The organism is Micromonospora sp. NPDC048170, from assembly GCF_040652795.1.
Lineage (GTDB): Bacteria > Actinomycetota > Actinomycetes > Mycobacteriales > Micromonosporaceae > Micromonospora.
On record NZ_JBEZMR010000005.1, the window covers coordinates 20053 to 41118 of the forward strand.

The 21066-nt window shown below is 71.1% G+C and carries 9 protein-coding genes; 4 read left to right on the forward strand and 5 right to left on the reverse strand.

All coding sequences use genetic code 11. From position 1 onward, the window contains the following. The first annotated feature begins 3 nt into the window (after nt 1–3). The 3 genes from AB0D32_RS10670 to alaS are packed head-to-tail and all read left to right on the forward strand — an operon-like array spanning nt 4 to nt 13124. A complete protein-coding gene (locus AB0D32_RS10670; protein WP_357087523.1) occupies nt 4–4965 on the forward strand; it encodes an amino acid adenylation domain-containing protein in 4962 nt (1653 codons plus the stop codon). After that, nucleotides 4962–10496: an SDR family NAD(P)-dependent oxidoreductase gene (locus tag AB0D32_RS10675; protein ID WP_357087526.1), complete on the forward strand. Its 5535-nt coding sequence runs from the start codon at nt 4962–4964 to the stop codon at nt 10494–10496. Before AB0D32_RS10670 ends, AB0D32_RS10675 begins: the two co-directional genes overlap by 4 nt. 21 nt (nt 10497–10517) lie before the next feature. After that, complete coding sequence (gene alaS / locus AB0D32_RS10680) at nt 10518–13124, forward strand: alanine--tRNA ligase (protein WP_357087528.1); 2607 nt, start codon at nt 10518–10520, stop codon at nt 13122–13124. Between the two features lie 69 nt (nt 13125–13193). On the opposite strand, the gene AB0D32_RS10685 is transcribed toward alaS, so the two are convergent. The 5 genes from AB0D32_RS10685 to AB0D32_RS10705 all read right to left on the reverse strand — a co-directional run bounded on the left by AB0D32_RS10685 (nt 13194) and on the right by AB0D32_RS10705 (nt 18670). Then, complete coding sequence (locus AB0D32_RS10685; protein WP_357087531.1) at nt 13194–14528, reverse strand: nucleotide sugar dehydrogenase; 1335 nt, start codon at nt 14526–14528, stop codon at nt 13194–13196. An 84-nt stretch (nt 14529–14612) separates the two neighbouring features. After that, nucleotides 14613–14891 (reverse strand): phosphopantetheine-binding protein, encoded by a 279-nt coding sequence (locus tag AB0D32_RS10690; RefSeq protein ID WP_357087533.1) that lies wholly within the window; start codon nt 14889–14891, stop codon nt 14613–14615. Further along, a complete protein-coding gene (locus AB0D32_RS10695; protein ID WP_357087535.1) occupies nt 14881–15978 on the reverse strand; it encodes an LD-carboxypeptidase in 1098 nt (365 codons plus the stop codon). Before AB0D32_RS10695 ends, AB0D32_RS10690 begins: the two co-directional genes overlap by 11 nt. Beyond that, nucleotides 15975–17921 (reverse strand): S9 family peptidase, encoded by a 1947-nt coding sequence (locus AB0D32_RS10700; protein WP_357087537.1) that lies wholly within the window; start codon nt 17919–17921, stop codon nt 15975–15977. Before AB0D32_RS10700 ends, AB0D32_RS10695 begins: the two co-directional genes overlap by 4 nt. Then, nucleotides 17918–18670, reverse strand: a complete 753-nt coding sequence (locus AB0D32_RS10705; RefSeq protein ID WP_357087540.1) for a phytanoyl-CoA dioxygenase family protein — start codon at nt 18668–18670, stop codon at nt 17918–17920. Before AB0D32_RS10705 ends, AB0D32_RS10700 begins: the two co-directional genes overlap by 4 nt. A 668-nt stretch (nt 18671–19338) precedes the next feature. Between AB0D32_RS10705 and AB0D32_RS10710 the strand changes: the two genes are divergently transcribed. Then, nucleotides 19339–20916, forward strand: coding sequence for a Na+/H+ antiporter (locus AB0D32_RS10710; protein WP_357087543.1), 1578 nt, complete (start codon nt 19339–19341; stop codon nt 20914–20916). Nucleotides 20917–21066: the final 150 nt, after the last annotated feature.

A 21066-nucleotide genomic window follows, 5' to 3' on the forward strand; every position in this document is an offset into this window, starting at 1 on the left:
AGCATGCACGAGCTTCGTCGGCCGCGCCTGCTCGTGGAGGCGTTCGTCGCGTCCGCCACCGCGCACCCGGACGCCGTCGCGGTGGTGGTCGGCGACCGGCGTACCCGTTACCGGGAGCTGCTCGCCGACGTGCTCGACCTCGCCGGCCGCCTGCGCGAGCACGGCGTCGGGACGGAGACGCCGGTCGGCGTTTCGGCGTCCCGGGACAGCGGCTTCGTGGTCGGCGCGCTGGCCGCGATGGCCGCGGGCGGGTGTTACGTCCCGCTGGACCCCACGCACCCGGCCGACCGGCTGGCCGCACTGGCCCGGCGGGCCGATGTCCGGGTCGGGGTCGGTGCCACGTCGGCGCTGCCCTTCCTCGACGTCGTGCTGCCGCCCTCGACGCCGGACCGTCCCCGGCGTACCGACCCGCCCGGTCTCGTGGCGCCCGACGCACTGGCGTACCAGCTCTTCACCTCAGGATCCTCCGGGGAGCCGAAGATCGTGCCGATCGAGCAGCGTTCGGTGAGCGCCCTGCTCGACGGGTTCGACACGGTGGCCCCGCCGGTCGCCCGGACCGTCTCGCTCTCCGTCTGCCCGTTCTCCTTCGACGTCTCCGTCTGGGAGCTGTTCCTTCCCCTGACCCGTGGCGGCACGGTCGTCATCGCCGAGCCGGCCGCCGGGGCGGACCCGGAGGCCCTGGTCCGGCTGATCCGCGAGCACGGTGTCACCACCGTCTACCTGCCCCCGTTCACTCTGGAGCCGTTCGCCGACGAGCTGGCCGCCCACGGCGCACCACCACCGGTGGAACGGATCCTGACCGGGGTCGAGCCCATACCGCAGCGCACCCTGCAACGGCTCGCCGACCTGCTTCCCGCAGCGACGATCGTCAACGGCTACGGCCCGACCGAGACGACCGTCTGCGCCACGTTCCACGTCTTCGAGGGCGCGGACGACCCGGACCGGCGTACCCCGATCGGGCTGCCGGTGCCGGGGTGGGAAGTGAAGGTGGTGGACGGGGATCTCGCGCCGGTGCCGGTCGGTGTGGTTGGTGAGGTCGTCGTTAGTGGTGCCGGGCTGGCGCGTGGCTATCTCGACGATGACGAGCTCACTGCCCAACGCTTCTACCACGATGCGGCGGGCGTCCGTTGGTATCGCACGGGGGACCTCGGGCGTTGGCGGGCCACCGGGCACCTGGAGTATCTCGGCCGTCAGGACCAGCAGGTCAAGATTCGTGGGTTCCGCATCGAACTCGGCGAGGTCGAGGCCACTCTCACCCGCCATCCGCACGTCCGCGCCGCGGCCGTGACCGCCCCCACGACCTCCACGGGTCAACGGCTCGTCGCCTACGTCGAAGCGACCGTCCACACCGAGCCCACGACCATCCGTCACTGGTTGGGCACCCTGCTACCGGACTACATGATCCCCACCCGGATCATTGCCGTCCCCGGTCTTCCCACCACTGCCAATGGCAAGATCGACCGCGCCGCCCTGCACCACCTCGACCACACACCCACCACGGCTCCCGCCGCCGTCACCCCCGCCACGCCTCTGCAACGCCGCCTCACCGACCTCTGGCGCGACACCCTCGAACTCGACCACATCGACATCCACGACAACTTCTTCGACCTCGGCGGCGACTCCCGCCTGGCGATGGTTCTGGTGGGCCGGATCCGGCAGGCGTACGGACGGGCGGTGTCCGGGGGCGCCCTGCTGGCCCTGCGCACCATCGTCGAACAGGCGACGCTGATCGAGCGAACGCTGCCGGCCGAACAGGCGGTGCCGGCCGAGGAGGCGGCGCAGCCGGGGTCGGCGGCCCCGGGCGGCTTGGACGCCGGGTCGGGCGGGCCGCTCGTCGCTCCGCTCTCGTACGGCCAGGAGGGACTGTGGACCTGGCAGTTGCTGCACCCGGGCAACCGCGCCTTCGTCCTCCCGGTGACGCTGCGGATCAAGGACGGCCCCGAACCGGCGAGGCTGGCCGCGCACCTGTCCCGGGCCCTCGGTGCGCACGAGGCGTTCACGGTGGAGATCGGTGACGGCGCCGGGCGGACCGAACTACGCCGTACCGACCAGCCCTGCCGGGTCGACGTCCACGAACCAGTGCTCACCACGGACCGGGTCGAGGCGTACCTGCACCAGACCTTCCAGCTCCTGGCCGGTCGGGTCGTCAGCGAGGGGGGCCGGCTCTGGCGCGCGGTGGTGGCCCGCACCGACGACGGCAACCACCTCATCCTGATCGCGGTGCATCACCTGCTGGTCGACGGCGCGTCGGTCAGGATCATCGTGGACAGCCTGCGGAACGAACTGGCCGGCACCCCCACCACCGTCCGGCCCGGCATGCTGGCCTTCGCCACCGCACAGCGCCAGATCGCGCCTGCGACCCTGGACGCCGAACGCGCCTACTGGCAGCGGGAGTTCGCACCCCCACCGGAGGCCCTGGACCTGCCGCTGGACAGACCCCGTCCGGCGCGGCGCAGCGAGTCGGGGCGCAGTGTCGTCGTCACACTCGAACCCACCGTCACGGCGGCGGTCGTGGCCCTCGCCACCCGGCACCGCACCTCCCCGTTCGTCGTACTCCTCGCCGCTCTGGCTGCGGTCGCCCACCGGTACAGCGGGCAGAACGACTTCGCCGTCTCCGTGCCCACGGCGGTGGACCGCTCCGGTGCGGAGTTCGCCGACACCGTCGGCTACCTCGTGAACCTGCTGCCGATCCGGTTCGACGTCTCGTCCACGACCACCCTGGCGGAGTTGGTCGAGGCCACCACGAGTCGACTGTCGGCGGCCGTGGCGAACTCGGCCCTGCCGTTCGAGGAGATCCTCGCCATCGTGGCGGGAGGCCGGTCGGACAACGCCGACCGGCTCACCCGCATGGTGGTGGCCCAGGACATGTCGACCGGCCTGCCCGTCTCCGTCGACGGGTGCGTGATCGACGAGCTCTGGTTCGACCCGGGGGTGGCCAAGTACGAGCTGGGCGTCTTCGTGACCGAGGGGTCCGGGACGATCCGGTTGCGCTGGGAATTCGCGACCGACGTCCTGGACGCCGCGACCGTACACCGGCTCAACGCGTCGCTGGGGCTGCTGCTGACGTCCGCACTCCCGGCGCGGCCGACGCCGATCGGCCGGACCGATCTGCTGACCGGAGCCGACCGTGCCTTCCTGGAGGAGGTCAACCGGACCGCGTCGGACTACCCGGCGGACGCCGGACTGATCGAACTCTTCGACGAGCAGGTGGCGCTGTGCCCGGACGCACCGGCCGTGCGGGGCACACCGGCGCTCACCTACCGGGAGTTGCACGACTGGTCCGTGGAGATCGCCGCGCTGCTGGTCGCCGTCGGTGTCCAACCCGGCCAGCCGGTACTCGTCCTGGTCGACCGGTCTGCGGAGTTCCTGGCCGCGCTGCTCGGCGTGCTGCGTGCCGGAGGCGCCTACGTGCCCCTCGACTCCCGGAGCCCGGCGGAACGGGTGTCGGTGATCCGGGATTCGACCGGGGCGAGCCACGCGGTCGTCTCCGCCGGGATGGCACACCTGGCACCCGGGGACACCGTCCGGGTCGATCCCTCGCGCACGACTGCGGTGGCGACGCCGCCGGCCTTCCCGGCTCGCGGTCCGCAGTCCTCGGCGTACGTCATGTACACGTCCGGCTCCACCGGTCGCCCCAAGGGCGTGGAAATCGTCGACAGGTCGGTGGTACGGCTGGTCCGGGGGCAGAACTTCGCCACCTTCGGGCCCTCGGACGTCTTCGTGCTCTGCTCCAACCTGGCATTCGACGCAGCCACCCTGGAGGTCTGGGGTGCTCTGCTCAACGGTGGCAGCATCGCGGTGCCCACCGACGTGACCGTCGCCGACCAGCGGGAACTGGCCGGCTTCATCTCCCGTAACGGTGTCACCGCAGGCTTCTTCAACGTCGCGGTGTTCCGGATGATGCTGGAGGCCGACCCGTACGCGCTGCGCGGCATGCACACCATCCTGGTGGGCGGCGAGGCGGTGCCGGGGACGCTGATGGCCGAGGCCGCACGGTTCCTCGACCACCGGACCCTGCTCAACGGCTACGGGCCGACGGAGAACACCACCTTCTCCTGCTGCCACCGTCTGTTGGAGCCGCCGGCGCCGGACCGGCCGGTCCCGATCGGCCGGCCGCTGGCCAACTCCGCCGCGCTGGTGGTGGACGGGGATCTCGCGCCGGTGCCGGTCGGTGTGGTTGGTGAGGTCGTGGTCAGTGGTGCCGGGCTGGCGCGTGGCTATCTTGACGATGACGAGCTCACTGCCCAACGCTTCTACCACGATGCGGCGGGCGTCCGTTGGTATCGCACGGGGGACCTCGGGCGTTGGCGGGCCACCGGGCACCTGGAGTATCTCGGCCGTCAGGACCAGCAGGTCAAGATTCGTGGGTTCCGCATCGAACTCGGCGAGGTCGAGGCCACTCTCACCCGCCATCCGCACGTCCGCGCCGCGGCCGTGACCGCCCCCACGACCTCCACGGGTCAACGGCTCGTCGCCTACATCGAAGCCACTGTCCACACCGAGCCCACGACCATCCGTCACTGGCTGGGCACCCTGCTACCGGACTACATGATCCCCACCCGGATCATTGCCGTCCCCAGTCTTCCCACCACTGCCAATGGCAAGATCGACCGCGCCGCCCTGCACCACCTCGACCACACACCCACCACGGCTCCCGCCGCCGTCACCCCCGCCACGCCTCTGCAACGCCGCCTCACCGACCTCTGGCGCGACACCCTCGAACTCGACCACATCGACATCCACGACAACTTCTTCGACCTCGGCGGCGACTCCCGGGTCCTCTCCGTCCTGGCCGCTCGGATCAGAACCGAGTTCGACGCGGACCTGCGGGTCCTCGACCTGATGACGCACCCGACCATCGCATCGCTCAGCCGCCGGTTGAGTGGCGATCAACCGGACGACGACCGCCTGCGTGCGGTCGCGGAACAACGCGCCAAACGGCGAGAGCGGAGGCGGAACGCATGAGCTCCCGAGAGGCGGTCGCAGACGACGACCGGATCGCCATCGTCGGGATGGCGGGCCGCTTCCCGGGCGCCGACGACGTGGACGCACTGTGGGACCTCAGCGTGCGTGGCGGATCTGGCGTACGGGAGGTGTCCGCCAGGGACGGGCTCGTGCCGTACCGGGGTGTGGTCGACGGCACCGATCTGTTCGACGCCGCCTTCTTCGGCGTCCCCGCGCACGAGGCGCAGATGACCGATCCGCAGCAACGGGTACTGCTGGAGGTCGCCCAGCACGCCCTCGACGACGCGTCGATCGACCCGTCCAGGGCCCCCGGCGTGGTGGCGGTGTACGCCGCCTGCGCGCCCACTGCCACCGCCGCCCCGGTCGGATCGGTGTCGGCCGCCTACGAGTGGACGCTGGCCACCTCGGCGGACTTCGCCGCCACCCGGCTCTCCTACCGGCTGGGCCTGCGCGGCGAGAGCATGACGGTCCAGACCGGCTGCTCGTCGTCGCTGGTGGCCGTGCACCTGGGGGTACAGGCGCTGCTGTCCGGGCAGGCGGACGTCGTGCTCGCCGGCGGGGTCTCCTTCCCGCCCGACCAGGAGTCCGGATACCCGACCGAGGAGGGCATGATCGCCTCCCCGTCGGGGCGGTGCCGCCCGTTCGACGCGGACGCGGACGGCACCGTACCGGGTGGCGGCGCCGCGCTGGTCGTTCTCAAGCGACTCACCGACGCGGAGCGCGACGGCGACCGGGTGCACGGCGTGATCCTGGGTTCGGGGACCAACAACGACGGCTCCACCAAGGTCGGGTTCATGGCCCCGTCCCCCACCGGCCAGGCCGAGGCGATCGCCACCGCCCACGCGGTCGCCGGCGTGGACGCCGGTTCCATCGGCTACGTGGAGACGCACGGGACAGGTACCCAACTCGGCGACGAGGTGGAGATCGAAGGGCTACGACGGGCCTTCAAGCTCGATCCGTACCGGACCGGACCGTGCCGCCTCGGCTCGCTGAAGGCGAACTGCGGGCACCTCGACCGGGCGGCGGGCGTGGCGGGGCTGGTCCGCGCCGTGCTGGCCCTCACGTACCGCACCATCCCGCCGATGGCCGGCTTCGAACGGGCCAACCCGGCTCTCGACCTCGACGGTTCCGGCTTCGAGGTGCCGTCCGCGCCGGTCGCTTGGGAGACGGACGGGGCCCCCCGCCGGGCCGGGGTGAGCAGCTTCGGGGTGGGCGGGACGAACGTGCACGTCGTACTGGAGGAGGCGCCGCGACGGCAGCCGGCCCCGTCGACGCCCGCGGGCGACGTGCTCCTGCCGCTCAGCGGCCACGTGTCTCCGGTCGTCGCCTCCCAGGCAGCCGAGCTGGCCAACTGGCTGGCCGCGCGGCCCGGGACCGACCTGGGGCAGGTGGGACGGGCGCTCAGCCTGGACCGGCGGCCCCGGGAACACCGGTCCTGGATGGTGGCCGATTCGGCTGCGCAGGCCGCCACGGCCCTCACCGCGCCACCCGGGCCGGTGTTCGCCGCCGCCAGCCCCACGGTCGTGTTCGCCTTTCCCGGCCAGGGCGAGCCCGTCGTGGACGGCATGCCGGAGCTGTACCGCACCGAACCGGTCTTCCGCGCCGCCCTCGACGAGTGCGCCGAGGTGATCCGGGACCTGACCGGCGTCGACGTCCGGGCCGACCTGTACGGGCAGCACGACCACGCCGAGCTGGCCCGACGGTACGAGGACATGGCCCGGTTCCAGCCGACCCAGTTCGCCGTGGAGTGGGCGACGGCCGAGTTGTGGCGTTCGTGGGGAGTGTCCGCCGACGTCGTGATCGGTCACAGCCTCGGCGAGATCGTGGCTGCCGTCCATGCCGGCGTGCTGAGCCTCGCAGACGGTCTGGCCTTCGTGGTGGAACGCAGCCGCCGGATGGAGGAGGCGCCGCTCGGCGAGACGATCAGCGTGGCGCTGCCGGTACGGGAGATCGAGAAACGCCTCACCGGAGAACTGACCGTGGCGGCGGTCAACGGCCACGAGCTGACCGCGGTGACCGGACCGGTCGCCGACATGGCCGCGTTCAAGGCCGAGCTCAACAGGTCGGAGGTGTTCTTCCGGCCGCTGAACATCCGCCGGTCGCCGCACGGCCCGGCGATGCGGGAGCCGGCCCGGCTGCTGCGCACCTTCCTCTCCTCGTTCGCGCTGGCCCCGCCCGCCGTCCGGATCGTGAGCAACGTGACCGGCGACTGGATCGGCGACCGGATCGCCACGGCCGACTACTGGGCCACCCAGCTCTGTTCACCGGTCCGGTTCACCGACCAGCTCTCCCGGATCGCCGAGCAGGACGACGTCGTCGTGCTCGTGATCGGCCCCGGCACCAGCCTCAGTCGGATGATCTCGCACGAGCTGACGGGCCGGGTCCGTGCCGTCGTCGCCTCGGGCCGGAGTGCCGACGACCAGGGTGGGGACCGCCGGGCGATCCTCGCCGCCGCGGGCGAGCTGTGGTCGCACGGTGTCGCGGTGGACCTCGCCCGGCTGGCCCCACCGACCCGGTACGCGACCGCGCTCCCGCCGACCCGCTTCGACCACGGCCGACGGTGGCCGGTGGGGCAGCCGGCCCGCCGTGAGCGCAGTGCCCCGGCTGGCCGGCTGCCGGACCCGGGAGCCTGGTTGTACGAGCCGGACCACACCCGGCTGAGCCGGCCCGCGGTGCCGGCGACGCCGTCGATCGTGGCCTGGCACGGGGCGCCGGGCGCGCAGCACGACGCGTTCCTGCGGGCCGCCGTGTCCCGTGGGCACACGCTGGTACCGCTCGACCACGTCACGTCCGCCCCGCAGGGCCAGGGCCCACGGAACGTGCTGTGGTGGCTCGGGAACGACCCGTACGACCTGCTCCGCCGGGCCGCGGCCCTGGCCGACCTGCTCGGCCGGCAGGCGACCGGTACCCGGGTGTGGCTGGTGGCCGGCGACGACGGGAGCGGTCCCGGCCTCTCCGCGCGGAATGTCGCCCACGCGGTGGCGCGGGTGCTGCCACAGGAGAACGTCGGGTGTGCCTGGACCGTGGTGACGCTGGGCGCCCCCGCGGAGGGGGCCGGTCTCGACCTGGCGGCCGGGCACCTGATCGACACCCTGGTCGCCGGCACCGAGGGCACCGTGCTCACCGTGGACACCACGGGCGTGCGACGGCTCGGCTTCCGCCGGTCCTGGCCGCACTGGCGGGCCCGCCCACTGCGCGAGCAGGGCTGCTATGTGATCACCGGCGGGCTGGGACCGGTGGGCCGCGCCCTGGCCCAGGCCCTGGCCAAGGAGGTGCCGGCCACGGTCGTGGTGCTGGGCCGCCGGGCGGTGGAGACGGTCGATGACGAGGTGACCGACCTTGCGGCGCGGCTACGGGAGGCGGGTTCGCGCCTGGAGTACCGGTCGGTCGACGTGTCGGACGCCGCCGGGGTGGCCGCCTGCTTCGCCGACCTGCGGTCCCGGTTCGGGCGGATCGACGGCGTGGTGCATGCCGCCGGGTTCACCGACCGGGCGTCGTTCCCGCTGGCGGCGGAGGCGGCACCGCAACTGGTCGAGGCCGTCGCAGCCGCCAAGGTCGACGGCGCCCGGGCCATCGCCGAATCGCTCGCGCCGGACGACGCGGATTTCGTCCTGCTCTGCTCCAGCCTCTCCGTGGTGCTCGGCGGCGTGCGGTTCGGTCCGTACGTCGCGGCCAACGACGCGCTGGACGAGTTCGCGGCGCGGCGGCACGCGGCAGGTGACGAACGCTGGGTCAGCGTCGGCTGGGACGCGTGGACCGACGGCGATCACGCCGTGCCGGACCCGGTCGGTCCGGCCCGGTACGCGCTCACCGCCGGGGACGGCCACGAGGTGTTCCGGCGGCTGCTGTCCGTACGCGGTCCCGTGGTCTGGGTGTCCACCGGTGACCTGGACGCCCGGTTGGTCGAGGTCGCCGACCAGATCGGCACGGGTTCGGAGGCCGTGCTGCCGGGCGCTGCCGCCCACCCGCCGGCCGACCCGGGCGACCTGGTCCGGACGGTCCTGACCGAACTGCTCGGCGCGGTACCGCCCGACCCCGACCGCGACCTGCGGCTGGACGGGTTGGAGTCGTTGGCCATCCTGCAGATCGTCACACGGCTCCGCGACCGTACCGGCGTCCGGCTCACCCTCGCCGACGCGCTCCGCTCGCTGAGCGTGACCGGGCTGGAGGCGCTCGTCAGCCGCGTCGTATCCGCTCCGAACCGGGCGCCCGGCTTCCTGATCACGCCCACGCCGGCGGCTGCCGACCACCCCACGTCGAGCACCCAGCGACGCTGGCTGGAACTGTTACCCCAGGGGTACGGCGGCCTCGACCTCGCCGTCGAGGTCGAGACCGGGTACCCGGCCGAGCAGCTCGTCAGGGCGGTGGAGCGGACGATCGACCGGCACAGCGGCGTCCGTACCGTCTTCCACCGCCGGGGCGACACCTGGCGCCAGTCGGTGACCCGGGGTCAGCCGGTGAAGGTCGTGGACCTGTCGGCCCTTTCCGAGGCCGAGCAGCGGGCCGAGATCGGCCGGCTCGTCCAGGCCGCCGGGGAGAGCTGGTTCGATCTCGGCAGGACGCCACCGTTCGAGATCACCGTCGCCCGCCTCGCCGAGGGCCGACGCCACGCGCTGCTGATCCACGCCCACCACGTCCTCTTCGACGGCTGGTCGTCGAGCATCTTCCTCCAGGAGGTGGCGGAGGCTCTGGAGACGGAGCCGGGCAAGCCACCCCTTCAGTACGTCGACTACGCCGCCGCGCAGTGGGACTACCTGCGCAGTCCCGCGCTGCTGGCCGCCCGGGAGTACTGGCGGGAGCACTTCGCCGGCGCGCCAGCACCGACCCGGGTCCCGGGCGACGTCGGTGACGGCACGACCGACGACCGGGGCGACCTGCTCACCTTCACCGTCGACAGGGCCACGGCGACGGCACTGCGGGACCGGGCCGCGGCCCTGGGCACCACACCCTTCGGTCTCATGATGACCGCGTACGCGCTGCTGGTGCACCGGTTGTCCGGCGACCACGACCTGGTGCTCGGCACCACCGCGGCGGGCCGCCCGAGCGCCGAGGCCGAAGAGATCGTCGGGGTGTTCGTCAACCCGCTACCGCTGCGGGTACGGGTCGACCCCCGGGGCGCGGTGGGTGACCTGGTGAGCCGGGTGCACCGCAGCCTGGTCGGGTTCCACGACCACGGCAACTATCCCCTGGAGGATCTGGTCGCGGCGGTTCCACCCTTCATCGGGCTCGGATTGAACGACACGTTCCAGTGCTACCTTCTGTACCAGAACTACTGGCGGCCCCAGGGGGGCGTAGTACGGTACCGGCCGATGCAGCTCGACTCGCCTTATCATCACAAGTTGATGCGTGACTGGGAGATCGTCCTTGCGGAGGGAGAGGATGGTCTGACCGGTGAGTTGTGGTACCGGACCAGCAGGTTCTCCGCGTCGTGGGCCGAGGGGTGTGCCAAGTCCTTCCAGGAGCTGCTCGGCCGGTTCGCGACTGACGCAGAATTCTTCGGCACCCCCGTGGGGGCGTTGCCCGAGCATTAGAGATAGATGAGGAGTAACTCCGTGTCCGGTCCGATGACCGCGGATCAACTACGATCAGCGTTCCTGCAGTACTTCGTCGAACGTGACCACACCCGGGTGGCATCCTCGGGGCTGATCCCGGCCCACCCGGCTGCGCCGCTGTTCACGAACGCCGGCATGGTGCAGTTCCTTCCGTACTTCTTCGGCGAGGAGACCGCTCCGTACCGGCGGGCCACGTCGTCGCAGAAGTGCGTCCGGGTGCGCGGGAAGCACGACGACATCGAGGCCATCGGCCGGACCACCCGTCACCTGACCTTCTTCGAGATGCTCGGCAACTTCAGCTTCGGCGACTACTTCAAGGAAGGCGCGATCTCCCACGCCTGGCACTTCCTGACCGAGGTGCTGGGCCTGCCCGCCGACCGGCTGTGGGCCACGGTGCATCACAGCGACGACGACGCGGCGCAGCTCTGGCAGGATGTCGTGGGCCTGCCGGCCGGCCGGATCCAACGGCTGGGGGACGACAACTTCTGGGAGATGGGTGGCACGGGTCCGTGCGGGCCGTCCTCCGAGATCTTCTACGACAAGGGCCCGGAGTGGGGCCACGAGGGCGGCCCGGAGCACGGCGGCGAGGAACGCTACGTCGAGATCTGGAACCTCGTCTTCATGCAGTTCAACCGGTTGTCGAGCGGCAAGCTCGAGCCGCTGCCCAAGCGGAACATCGACACCGGGGCCGGTATGGAGCGCATCCTGCCGATCGTCCAGGGCACGAGTTCGGTCTTCGACACCGATGTGCTGCGGCGGCTGATCGGCGACGCCGAGCGGCTCTGCGGTGCGACGTACGGGTCGGACCCGGAGCGTGACGTCAGCCTCCGCATCGTGGCGGACCACTCCCGTGCCATCTCGTTCCTGGTCGCCGACGGCGTCGTGCCGTCGAACGAGGAACGCGGGTACGTGCTGCGCAGGATCATCCGGCGTGCCGCTCTGCACGCTCAGCGGGCCGGTGCCCGTCGGGGCGTGCTGGCGGAGATGGCCGGCAACGTCGCCGCGGTCATGCACTCGGGATATCCGGAGCTGACCGAGGTGATCGACCAGGTGCAGAGCACGCTGGAGCGGGAGGAGCACCGGTTCCGGGAGACCCTCTCGCTGGGCCTCGGCATGCTGGACAGGGCGGTCACGGACGGCTCGTCGGCCATCCCCGGCGAGATCGCCTTCAAGCTGCACGACACCTACGGCTTCCCGATCGACCTGACCCGGGAGATCGCCAAGGAGCGGGGCCTGGGCGTCGACGACGCCGGGTTCGAGGCCGCGATGGCGCAGCAGCGCGCACAGGCCCGGGCCGCCGACGCGAAGAGCGGTGCGGTCGACAACGGTACGGCCAACGCCAGGGCGGTCCGGGACGAGTACGGCGTGACCGACTTCCTCGGTTACGAGACGCTCACCACCGAGGCGAAGGTGACCGGGGTCTTCCCCCACCAAGAGCAGGGCCGGGTGGAGGTGTACGTCGAGGCGTCCCCTTTCTACCCGCAGGGCGGTGGCCAGATCGGCGACACCGGTACGATCACCGGCCCGCACGGGCGTGGCCGGGTGCTCGACACCGACGCGCCGATGCCGAACGTCATCCGACACCACGTGGAGGTGGATGAGGGCACCTTCGGTGTCGGCGAGGCCGTCGCCCTCGCGGTCGACGCCGCTCGACGTGCCTCGCTGCGGCGTAGCCACACGGGCACCCACCTCCTGCACTGGGCGCTGCGCGAGGTGCTCGGTGCGCAGGTCCGCCAGCAGGGCTCGCTGGTGGCTCCCGACTACCTCCGGTTCGACTTCAACCACCATTCGCCCCTCACCGACGAGGAGATCCACGCGGTGGAGGACCTGGTCGCGGAGCAGATCCGCAGCAACGGCGCGGTCGAGATCAGGCACTCCACCCAGGCGGAGGCGAAGGCGGCCGGGGCGATCTCGTTCTTCGGTGAGAAGTACGGCGAGGTGGTGCGGGTGATCCGCGCCGGGGAACACTCGATGGAACTCTGCGGCGGCACCCACGTGTCCGCTTTGGGCGAGATCAGCGAACTGCTGGTGACGTCGGAGTCGTCCGTCGGCGCCAACCTGCGCCGCATCGAGGCGTTCACCGGGGCCCGGGCGTTCGAGGAGAACCGCCGCCAGCGGCAACTGCTGAAGGCGGTGGCTGGCGCGGTCCACACCACGCCCGACCAACTGCCCGCGGCCATCGGACGGTTGCAGGAGGCCCAGAAGGCCGGTGAGCGGGAGCGCCGTCAGTTGACCGCGCAGGTCGACCGGTATCTGGCCAGGGACCTTGCCAGCGAGGCGGACGGCGGACTGGTCGTCGCCCGCTGCGACGGCCGCGACCAGGGCCAGCTCAAGAGCCTCGCGCTGGCGGTACTGAGCGAGCCGGGCATCTCGGCGGTGGGTCTCATCGGATCAGCGGACGGCAGTTCGGTCGCGCTCGCGGTCGCGGTCGACGACCGGGTCGGCGACGCGCCCTCGTTCGTGCGGCAGGCGGCGAAGCTGGTCGGCGGGGGCGGTGGCGGGCGGGACCGCCGGATCGCCGTCGCCGGGGGGCGCGACACGAGCCGCATCGACGAGGCGCTCAAGGCGCTGCGTGAGGCGTTCGTGGAGGCATCGGCCCCGGCCTGACCGGCTGTGTGGAGGGGGCGGGCCGCCCGACGGCCCGCCCCCTCCACGCGCAGGAGCGGGCCCGTACGGTCACAGTCGTTCGACGTTGGGTGCCGCCGGCACCCGGTGCACCGTGTCGAGCACGAGCCGGCACTGCTGCCAGTCGACGGTGCCGTCGATCGCCTCGTGGGGCGTCACCAGCACCACACAGTCGTACTCGTCGAGCAGGAGTTTCCGCACGTCGAGCGAGTTCAGGACGGTGCCGTCGACGTTGATCTCGGCGACCCACGGGTCGCAGTAGTCGACCGTGGCGCCGCTGGCGAGCAGCCGGGAGATGACGGTCAGGGCCGGCGCGTTACGCAGGTCGGGCACATTCGGCTTGTATGTCACGCCGAGAACCAGCACCCTGCTGGTCCCGATCGGGGTACCTGCCCGCGCCAGCATCTCCGCCACGCGGGCGGCGACCTTGAGCGGACGGGCACCGGCCTGGCGGTGCGCGGCCTCGATGATCGGCATCGGCACGTCCTGCAGTCCCGCCTCGGTGATGAGGAACAGGGGGTCGACCGGGATGCACTCGCCCCCGATGCCGGGTCCCGGCCAGTGCGGCAGGTACCCGAAGGGCTTGGTGGCGGCGGCGCGGATCACCTCGTCCATCGGGACACCGAGCTTGTGACAGAGGTCGGAGATCTCGTTCGAGAAGCTGATGTTGACCAGCCTGGCGCTGTTCTCCAGGAGCTTGCTCATCTCCGCGACCGTCGCGTCGGACAACTGGGTGACCTCCATGGAGATCGACGCCAGGACGGTCGCGGCCCGACGGGTGCAGGCCGCGCTGACGCCGCCGACCACCCGGGGGGTGTTGGTGATCGTCCAGCCGTCCTGGTTGGCCGGGTTCACCCGCTCCGGCGCGCACGCCACGAAGAGGTCCCGGCCCAGCGTGAGCCCGGTCTCGGCGGCCAGCCGCTGCGCCCAGCGCCGGGTGGTTCCCGGCGGCACCGTCGACTGGAGCACGACCACCGTGCCCGGTCCGATCATCGGCGCCAGTGAGGCGAAGGCGCTGTCCACGAAGGTGAGGTCGGGTCGCTCGTCGGTGGTGACCGGAGTGGGGACGGAGACCATCACCACGTCCGCCGAGCCCACGTCCCGGGCGTCGAGGGCCAGGTGGAGGCGGTCGGCGACGGCATGGAGCTGCTCGTCGCTGATGTCCGGCAGGTACGACCTGCCTCGACGGAGCTGCTGCATCTTGCCGTCGTCGATGTCCACGCCGTGCACCGTGAAGCCGGTCGCAGCGAAGGCGTGCGCAAGCGGTAGACCGGTGTAGCCGAGGCCGACCACCGCGATGGTCAGGTCGCGGTCAAGGGCCCGCTGGGAAAAGGCTGCTTCGTCGCTGCAACTGGTCGAATTCGTCGGTTCCGTGACAACGTTCATATCTTCTCGCCCTCATGCACCCTGTGCACGCCTCCGGCGCCCACCGGGTCTGCTGTCGCCCAGGTTCTCCGTTCCGGCAGATGCCTAGCGGCTGGCGGTCATCTCGTCCCGGTTCTGCTCCGTCTGCGGGCGGCGTTCGACCATGGTGCAGGCTCCGGCGATGGCGGCGGGTGTGCCCTGGTCGACGAACTGCCGGGCGGGCACCCTGAGGCCGTGGGTGTGGCGCAGCAGCGCGATCGCCTGGACGACGAGCAGCGAGTGCCCGCCCAGTTTGAAGAAGTCGTCATCCGGGCCGACCCTCTTCCCGAGGACCACTTCGAAGACGTCGGTCACGGCCGCCAGTCTGCTGTCGTCAGCGGACATCTTTCCTCCCGCGGTCGTGGTCGCCGTTGCCGGTCTCTTCCCTGTCCCGGTAGATGACGCCCCGCTCCGAGTCGAGGACCAGCCGGTCACCGTAGGGAAGTACCCACGCGGGGTCGTAGTGCCCGCAGTCTCCGCCGACGAAGATCGGGAAGTCCGTACCGCCGAGGTGCCGGTCGGCGAACTCCCCGATCAGGTCCAGCCACTGCGCGTAGTCGACCCAGGGGTTGTCCCCGATCAGCATCCCGTTCAGCGTGCGGAAGTCGATCAACTTCGCCATCAGTTCGAGCCGCTCGTAGGTGTAGGACAGTTCCGGCTTGAGAGGGTCCCACCACAGCACACAACCGGTGGGGTCCAGTAGCTCCGCCTCGACCAGCCGCGGAATGACGTTCAACTCCGCGCCGAGCAGGGGACCGCTGCCCACCCCCGGACGGAACCAGCCGTGATGGCCGGGGCGGGGGCGTTCCTGCGGGGTCTCGTCCTGGGCCAGCCGCCGCCAGTCCCGGCCGCCCATCGTGCGGGAGGCCGACACCTGGTAGGTGACCGGGTCGTCGGCCATCAGGACCTGCCGGAACGAGGCGAGGGTCTCCTCCGGGACGACCAGCTCCCCGAACTGGAAGACGTAGGTCACGCCGACGAACGAGGAGACTCCGGCCCGGTTCTCCAGGAAGGCGCTGAGCACGACGTTGTCCGAGCGCCCGATCAGCGGCTTGGGGTTGTCGGCGAACACCGACGGCGAGAGGTGGGGCAACAGCTCAGCCGAGGTGGAACCGCCGGCGGCACAGAGCACGGCGGCGACCTCCGGATCGGCGAACGCGCCGTGCAGGTCGTCCGCGCGCATCTGCGCGCTGCCGGCTGACCAGCCGTCGTCCGAGATCTCGAAGCAGTTCGGGGAGAAGTCGACCCGCAGGCCCAAGCTCTCGAGAGTGGCCTTGGCCCGCTCGGCCCGGGTGGTGGCGAAGGCCATGGAAGGCAACGCCGGACTGACGATCCGCACCAGCGAGCCGGGGGCCAGGGAGGCCGGTCGCCGGATGTCCCGTGTCCGCTCCGTCATCGGTTTCCGTTCCGGCCGGCCGTTCTCTTCGGTCACGACATCACCTCCGTCGCCGCAGGCTCGGGCGACCCGGCCGGCGCGATCCCGAGGACCGCGTCGTAGAAGGCGAGCTCGGTGCGGGCGACCGTACGGATGGTCTCGGCCAGCCGAAACCCGTGCTGCTCACCGGGAAACTCGACGTACTGGTACGGGACGCCCCGGTCGCGCAGCGCCTCGGCCAGTCGGGCCGTCTGGTCCGGCGGCACCACCCGGTCCTCGGCGCCTTGGAAGAGCAGCAACGGCACCCTGAGCCGGTCCAGGTTGAACAACGGCGAGCGCTTTCGGAACAGATCGATGTCCTGGGGCATGCGGCCGATGAGGAACTCCAGGTACGACGACTCGAACTTGTGGGTGTCCGTGGCGATCGACGTGGCGTCGGCCACGCCGTAGTAGGAGACCCCGACGGCGAAGAGGCTGCCGAACGTGGCCGCGCAGAGGGCGGTGAAGCCACCCGAACTCGCTCCCTTGACGATCAGCCGGTGCGGGTCGGCCAGGCCCAGCTGCACCAGTCGGCGGGCCGCGTACTCGCAGTCGGCGACGTCGACAACTCCCCAGCGACCCCGCAGCGCCTCCCGGTACCGACGCCCGTGGCCGGAACTGCCCCGGTAGTCGACGTCCGCCACGGCGAAGCCGCGGCTGGTCCAGAACTGTACGGCGTAGTTCAGCGCCGGGCTCGCCGAGAACGTCGGTCCGCCGTGGCAGAGGACGATCAGCGGCGGTAGTTCCCCGGGTGGTGGGCTGAAGTCGGCGTTGTGCGGCGGGTAGTACAACATCCGTGCCGTGGCGCCGTCCGTCGACTCGAATTCGAGGTAGCGCGGCGTCGTCAGGTATTCCGGCCCGACCAGCTCACGGCGGCTGCTGCGCAGGACACGGTGCCGCCGGTCGCCGCTGAGGTCGAGCTCCACGACCGCATGGACCCGGTCCGCCGCACCGCACACCGCGACCACACGCCTCCCGGCGATACAGAGATCGGTGAAGGAGGTGAAACCGGTGTCTGTCGGAACGAACTGCTCCCCGTCCGGCTTCAAGTAGCCCAATTGACCGCTGTTGTCCCTGGTCCAGAACGCGACCAGGGTGCCGTCGGCGAGAAAGCCGTAGGGTCGCTCCCCGACGTACCACGCCGGTTCCGCGAACTCCGCGTCCATACCGCCGATCCGGCAACCCCGCTGACCGTCGTCGCGGTAGACGTTCCAGAAACCCGACCGGTCGGATACGTAGTGCAGCGTGCCGTCGGGGGCGTAACCGGGATGGACGACCGACTCCGTCCGGCCGCCGGCCACGAGTCGTGTCCCGGTCAGCTCGCCGGTCGGGCCGAGGGTGCTCTCCCACAGTTCGGTGCCGTTCCACGGCATGTTCGGATGGTCCCAGGTGAGCCAGGTCAGCCGGGATCCGTCGGGCGAGAAGCGGGGTCCCGCCACGAAGTCGTGCCCACCGCAGAGGGGCACCGGGTCGCTCGGGCCCGAGGCCGACACCGCGACGATGTCGTGTCGTACGCCCTCGTCGGTGTGCCGTTCCCGGATGCAGACCACCCGGCTGCCGTCCGGGCTGAGGGCGAGGTCACCGAAGCGCACCCGGCGGCCGGCGACCGCGGGAGTCAGCGGCCGGACGGACCCGCCGTCCCGGTCCATCCGGTAGATCCGCTGGTCGTCGCCGTTGACGAAGAAGACGTACCGCGACGACACGGCGTAGGCGAGCCCGCCGTACTCGTAGACCAGGCTGCGGACACTGAACCCGTCGGTGGTCACGTCCGTGGGTGGCCCGTCCCCCACCTGCTGAACCAGTACGTAACGGCCACCCTCCGCCGGTCGCAGTTCGACCCAGAAGACAGCCGGCCCGACGATCACTGGAGAGCTCGGCACCACCCGGCCCTCGGCGAGCAGCCCCTCACTGATGGGGGACTTCCAGGATCCGTACGGCGCCGTGGTGGTGACCGAGGTCACCAGTGGAACCCGTCGAGAAGCTCCACGATCTCCGGGTCACCGCTCGCGCGGAGCCCGTCGGTGAGCGCCGAGGATGCCGGCACGCCACGGGCGACCTCGGTCTTGAGCCAGGACGGCGAGTAGCCGAACAGGATGAGTCGGCGTCGCCCGGCGGTCTCGGCGGTCGGCTCGGTGCGGTGCCACAGATTGCCGTGCATCAGGATGCAGTCGCCCGGCTCGAAGTGGAGCGACTGCTGACCGGGCTGCTCCGAGGAATCGTTGGGCAGTGCCAGGGTCGACTCCTGGTGGCTGCCGGGGACCACGCAGAGCGCGCCCTCGTCGACGCCGACCCGGTCGAGGTAGATGAGGCCGTGCACCTGGTGGGGGTAGACGAAGTACGGCGGCATCGGATCGGGGACCACCCGCAGGTGGATGTGCCAGTTGACCCCGGCGTTGGCGACGCCCTCCAGGGCCATCCGGGCCTCCACGCCGAAGGCGACCTGGGGGCCGAGCATGTAACGCGCCACGGAGAGGGTCGGCTGGTAGCGGATCAGGCGGTGGAAGACCTCGTCCTTGTCCAGCAGGGAACGGATGTAGAGCCCGTTGTTCGGGAGCCGTTCCGCGGACGGGTGGTCGATCTCCTCGGCCGCGATCCGGTCCAGGGCTGCCCCGAACTCCGTGATCCACTCCTGCGGGATCAGGCCCCGGCGCAGCAGATAGCCGTCCTTCTGGAATCCGGCCAGCTCGTCCGGAGTGGCTTCGACACGCACAGGACGAACGGGGTAACCATTGTTCCGATCATTGATGCGGTACTCGACTTCAAAGCTTCCACCGGCAGGCGTCTTTCCGTTTGCCACCATGTGGTAAACCCCTAATCTAATTCGAGATCACGCAACGCATAAATCGGAGTCACGTTACGCAACGGCAGGTGAGCCGCCAGCGGTGAGGTCGGAAAACCGGTGTGAGTCGAAGATTCATCGAGGCAGCGTGGACCATCAAAGCACACGCGGCGAGTTTGCGGAACCCCGTCCAGGTGAACCCGCTACAGCGCCGACTGGTCGCAGGTCAAGCCCGAGTGACGGTTACAGAAGAATCACAAACGGTGCGCCCTGTGATCGTGTTATTGCGCCGATACGGATTGTGGGTGCGATCCGCAAGAAGGGCCCACGCCCATTTATCCACAGGCCCTGACGCGGGCTGAGCAGGCGCTGGTGTCGGTGGTGGCGACGTCGTATCTGCACCTGGTCATCTCCGGAGCCCGCTCCTCGCCACAGATGGCAGGGCCCGGGGGCGTCTTGCTGCGCCTCGCATCGCGGCCCGGCCCGACACCTGTTTCCGGGTTTCACCGGTACCGCGTTCGTGCGTCGTACCACCATGGTGGGGCGGCAGGCGACCGGCGCGCACCCGGCGGAGTGCAGGCCGGTGACGGGGGTGCGACGTGGGCGGTCTCGAACTGATCGTGGTGCTGGTCGTCACGGTGCTGGTCGGCACCACCCTCGGCGGGCGGTACAGCGTGGCGCCCCCGGTCCTGCTCATCACGATGGGCGCGCTGCTCGCGCTTCTGCCCCCGCTGTCCCACGTGGTGCTGGAGCCCGACGTGGTGCTGCTGCTGTTCCTGCCGGCGATCCTCTACAAGGAGAGCATCACCACCAGCCTCCGCGAGATCCGCACCAACCTCCTCGCGATCGTGCTGCTCGCGGTGGGTCTGGTGGTGGCGACGATGGCCGCGGTGTCGCTCGTCGCGCAGCGGTTCGGCGTCGATCCGGCCGCTGCCTGGGTGCTCGGCGCGGTGCTCGCGCCGACCGACGCCGCGGCGGTCGCCGGCCTGGCCAAGCGGATGCCGCGCCGGATCCTGACCACCCTGCACGCGGAGAGCCTGATCAACGACGGCACCGCGCTGGTGCTCTTCTCCGTCGGGGTGGGCCTGATCGTGGGCGGCACCGAGCCGGGGCTGCTCGGGCTGACCGAGCGGTTCGTCGTCGCGTCGGTCGGTGGCGTCGTCGCCGGGCTGCTGGTCGGCGGCGTGGTGATCCTGGTCCGGCGACGTCTCGACGACCCGCTGCGCGAGGGCGCGCTGAGTGTCGTCACGCCCTTCGTCGCCTTCCTCCTCGCCGAGCTCGTGCACGCCAGCGGCGTCCTGGCGGTGGTGGTCGTGGGCCTCCTGCTGTCGTACGCCGCGCCCCGGGTCATCCGGGCCCGCTCCCGCGTGCTGGCGTTCGGCTTCTGGGACCTCGCCACCTTCCTGATCAACGGGAGCCTGTTCGTGCTCCTCGGGTTGCAGATCCCGCGCGCCCTGCGCAGCGTGACCAGCCTGTCGGGGACGCGGGCGCTGCTCATCGCGGTGGTGGTGACCGGCGTGGTCGTGCTGGTCCGGATGCTGTGGATCCACCTGGCGGCGTTCGCCTTCCTGGTCGTCGACCGCCGGACGGCACAGCAGGACGAGCGGGTCAACTGGCGGGTGCGTACGGCGGCCGGATGGGCGGGGTTCCGGGGTGCCGTCTCCCTCGCGGCCGCCCTCGCGGTGCCGGTGACCACGCCCACCGGCACGCCCGTGCGCGAGCGTGACCTGATCATCTTCGCCACCGCCGTGGTCATCCTGCTGACGATGCTGATCCAGGGCACCACGCTTCCCGCCGTCGTCGGGTGGGCGGGCCTGGTCGGCGACACCCGGCGACTCGGCGAGCTGCGGCTGGCCCGGAGGCGTGCCGCCGAGGCGGCGCTGGCGGCGTTGCCGGATGTCGCCGACCGGCTCGGCGCCGCGCCGGACGCGGTGAACCGGATCCGGGCGGACTACGAGCAGCACCTCGACGACGTCCGCTCCGACGACGAGGGCCGGTCGGCGGAGCAGGAGCGGGAACTCGACCGTCGGCTGCGGCTCGCCGTGCTCGAACACAAGCGCCGCGAGATCACCAGGTTGCGGGACACGAACGAGATCGACGACATCGTCCTGCGGGAGTTGCAGGCCGTCCTCGACATCGAGGAGATCCGGCTGCTGGGCCCGGAGACCAACGAGTAGCGCGGCGGGCCGTCCTGCCCGGGGGGCCGGGGCCCGGACCGGCCACCCGGCGGATGCCCGCCGCCGATACCCACCGTGACGGTTCTGGCACGAGCGCCTCGACATCACGGACGGTAGTCACTTCTGTCCGGCTTCTGAGCGTGAGAGGCG

Coding starts and splice junctions, on each gene's coding strand:
- AB0D32_RS10670 (WP_357087523.1), top strand. CDS start 4: ATGCACGAGCTTCGTCGGCCGCGCCTGCTCGTGGAGGCGTTCGTCGCG.
- AB0D32_RS10675 (WP_357087526.1), top strand. CDS start 4,962: ATGAGCTCCCGAGAGGCGGTCGCAGACGACGACCGGATCGCCATCGTC.
- AB0D32_RS10685 (WP_357087531.1), bottom strand. CDS start 14,528: ATGAACGTTGTCACGGAACCGACGAATTCGACCAGTTGCAGCGACGAA.
- AB0D32_RS10690 (WP_357087533.1), bottom strand. CDS start 14,891: ATGTCCGCTGACGACAGCAGACTGGCGGCCGTGACCGACGTCTTCGAA.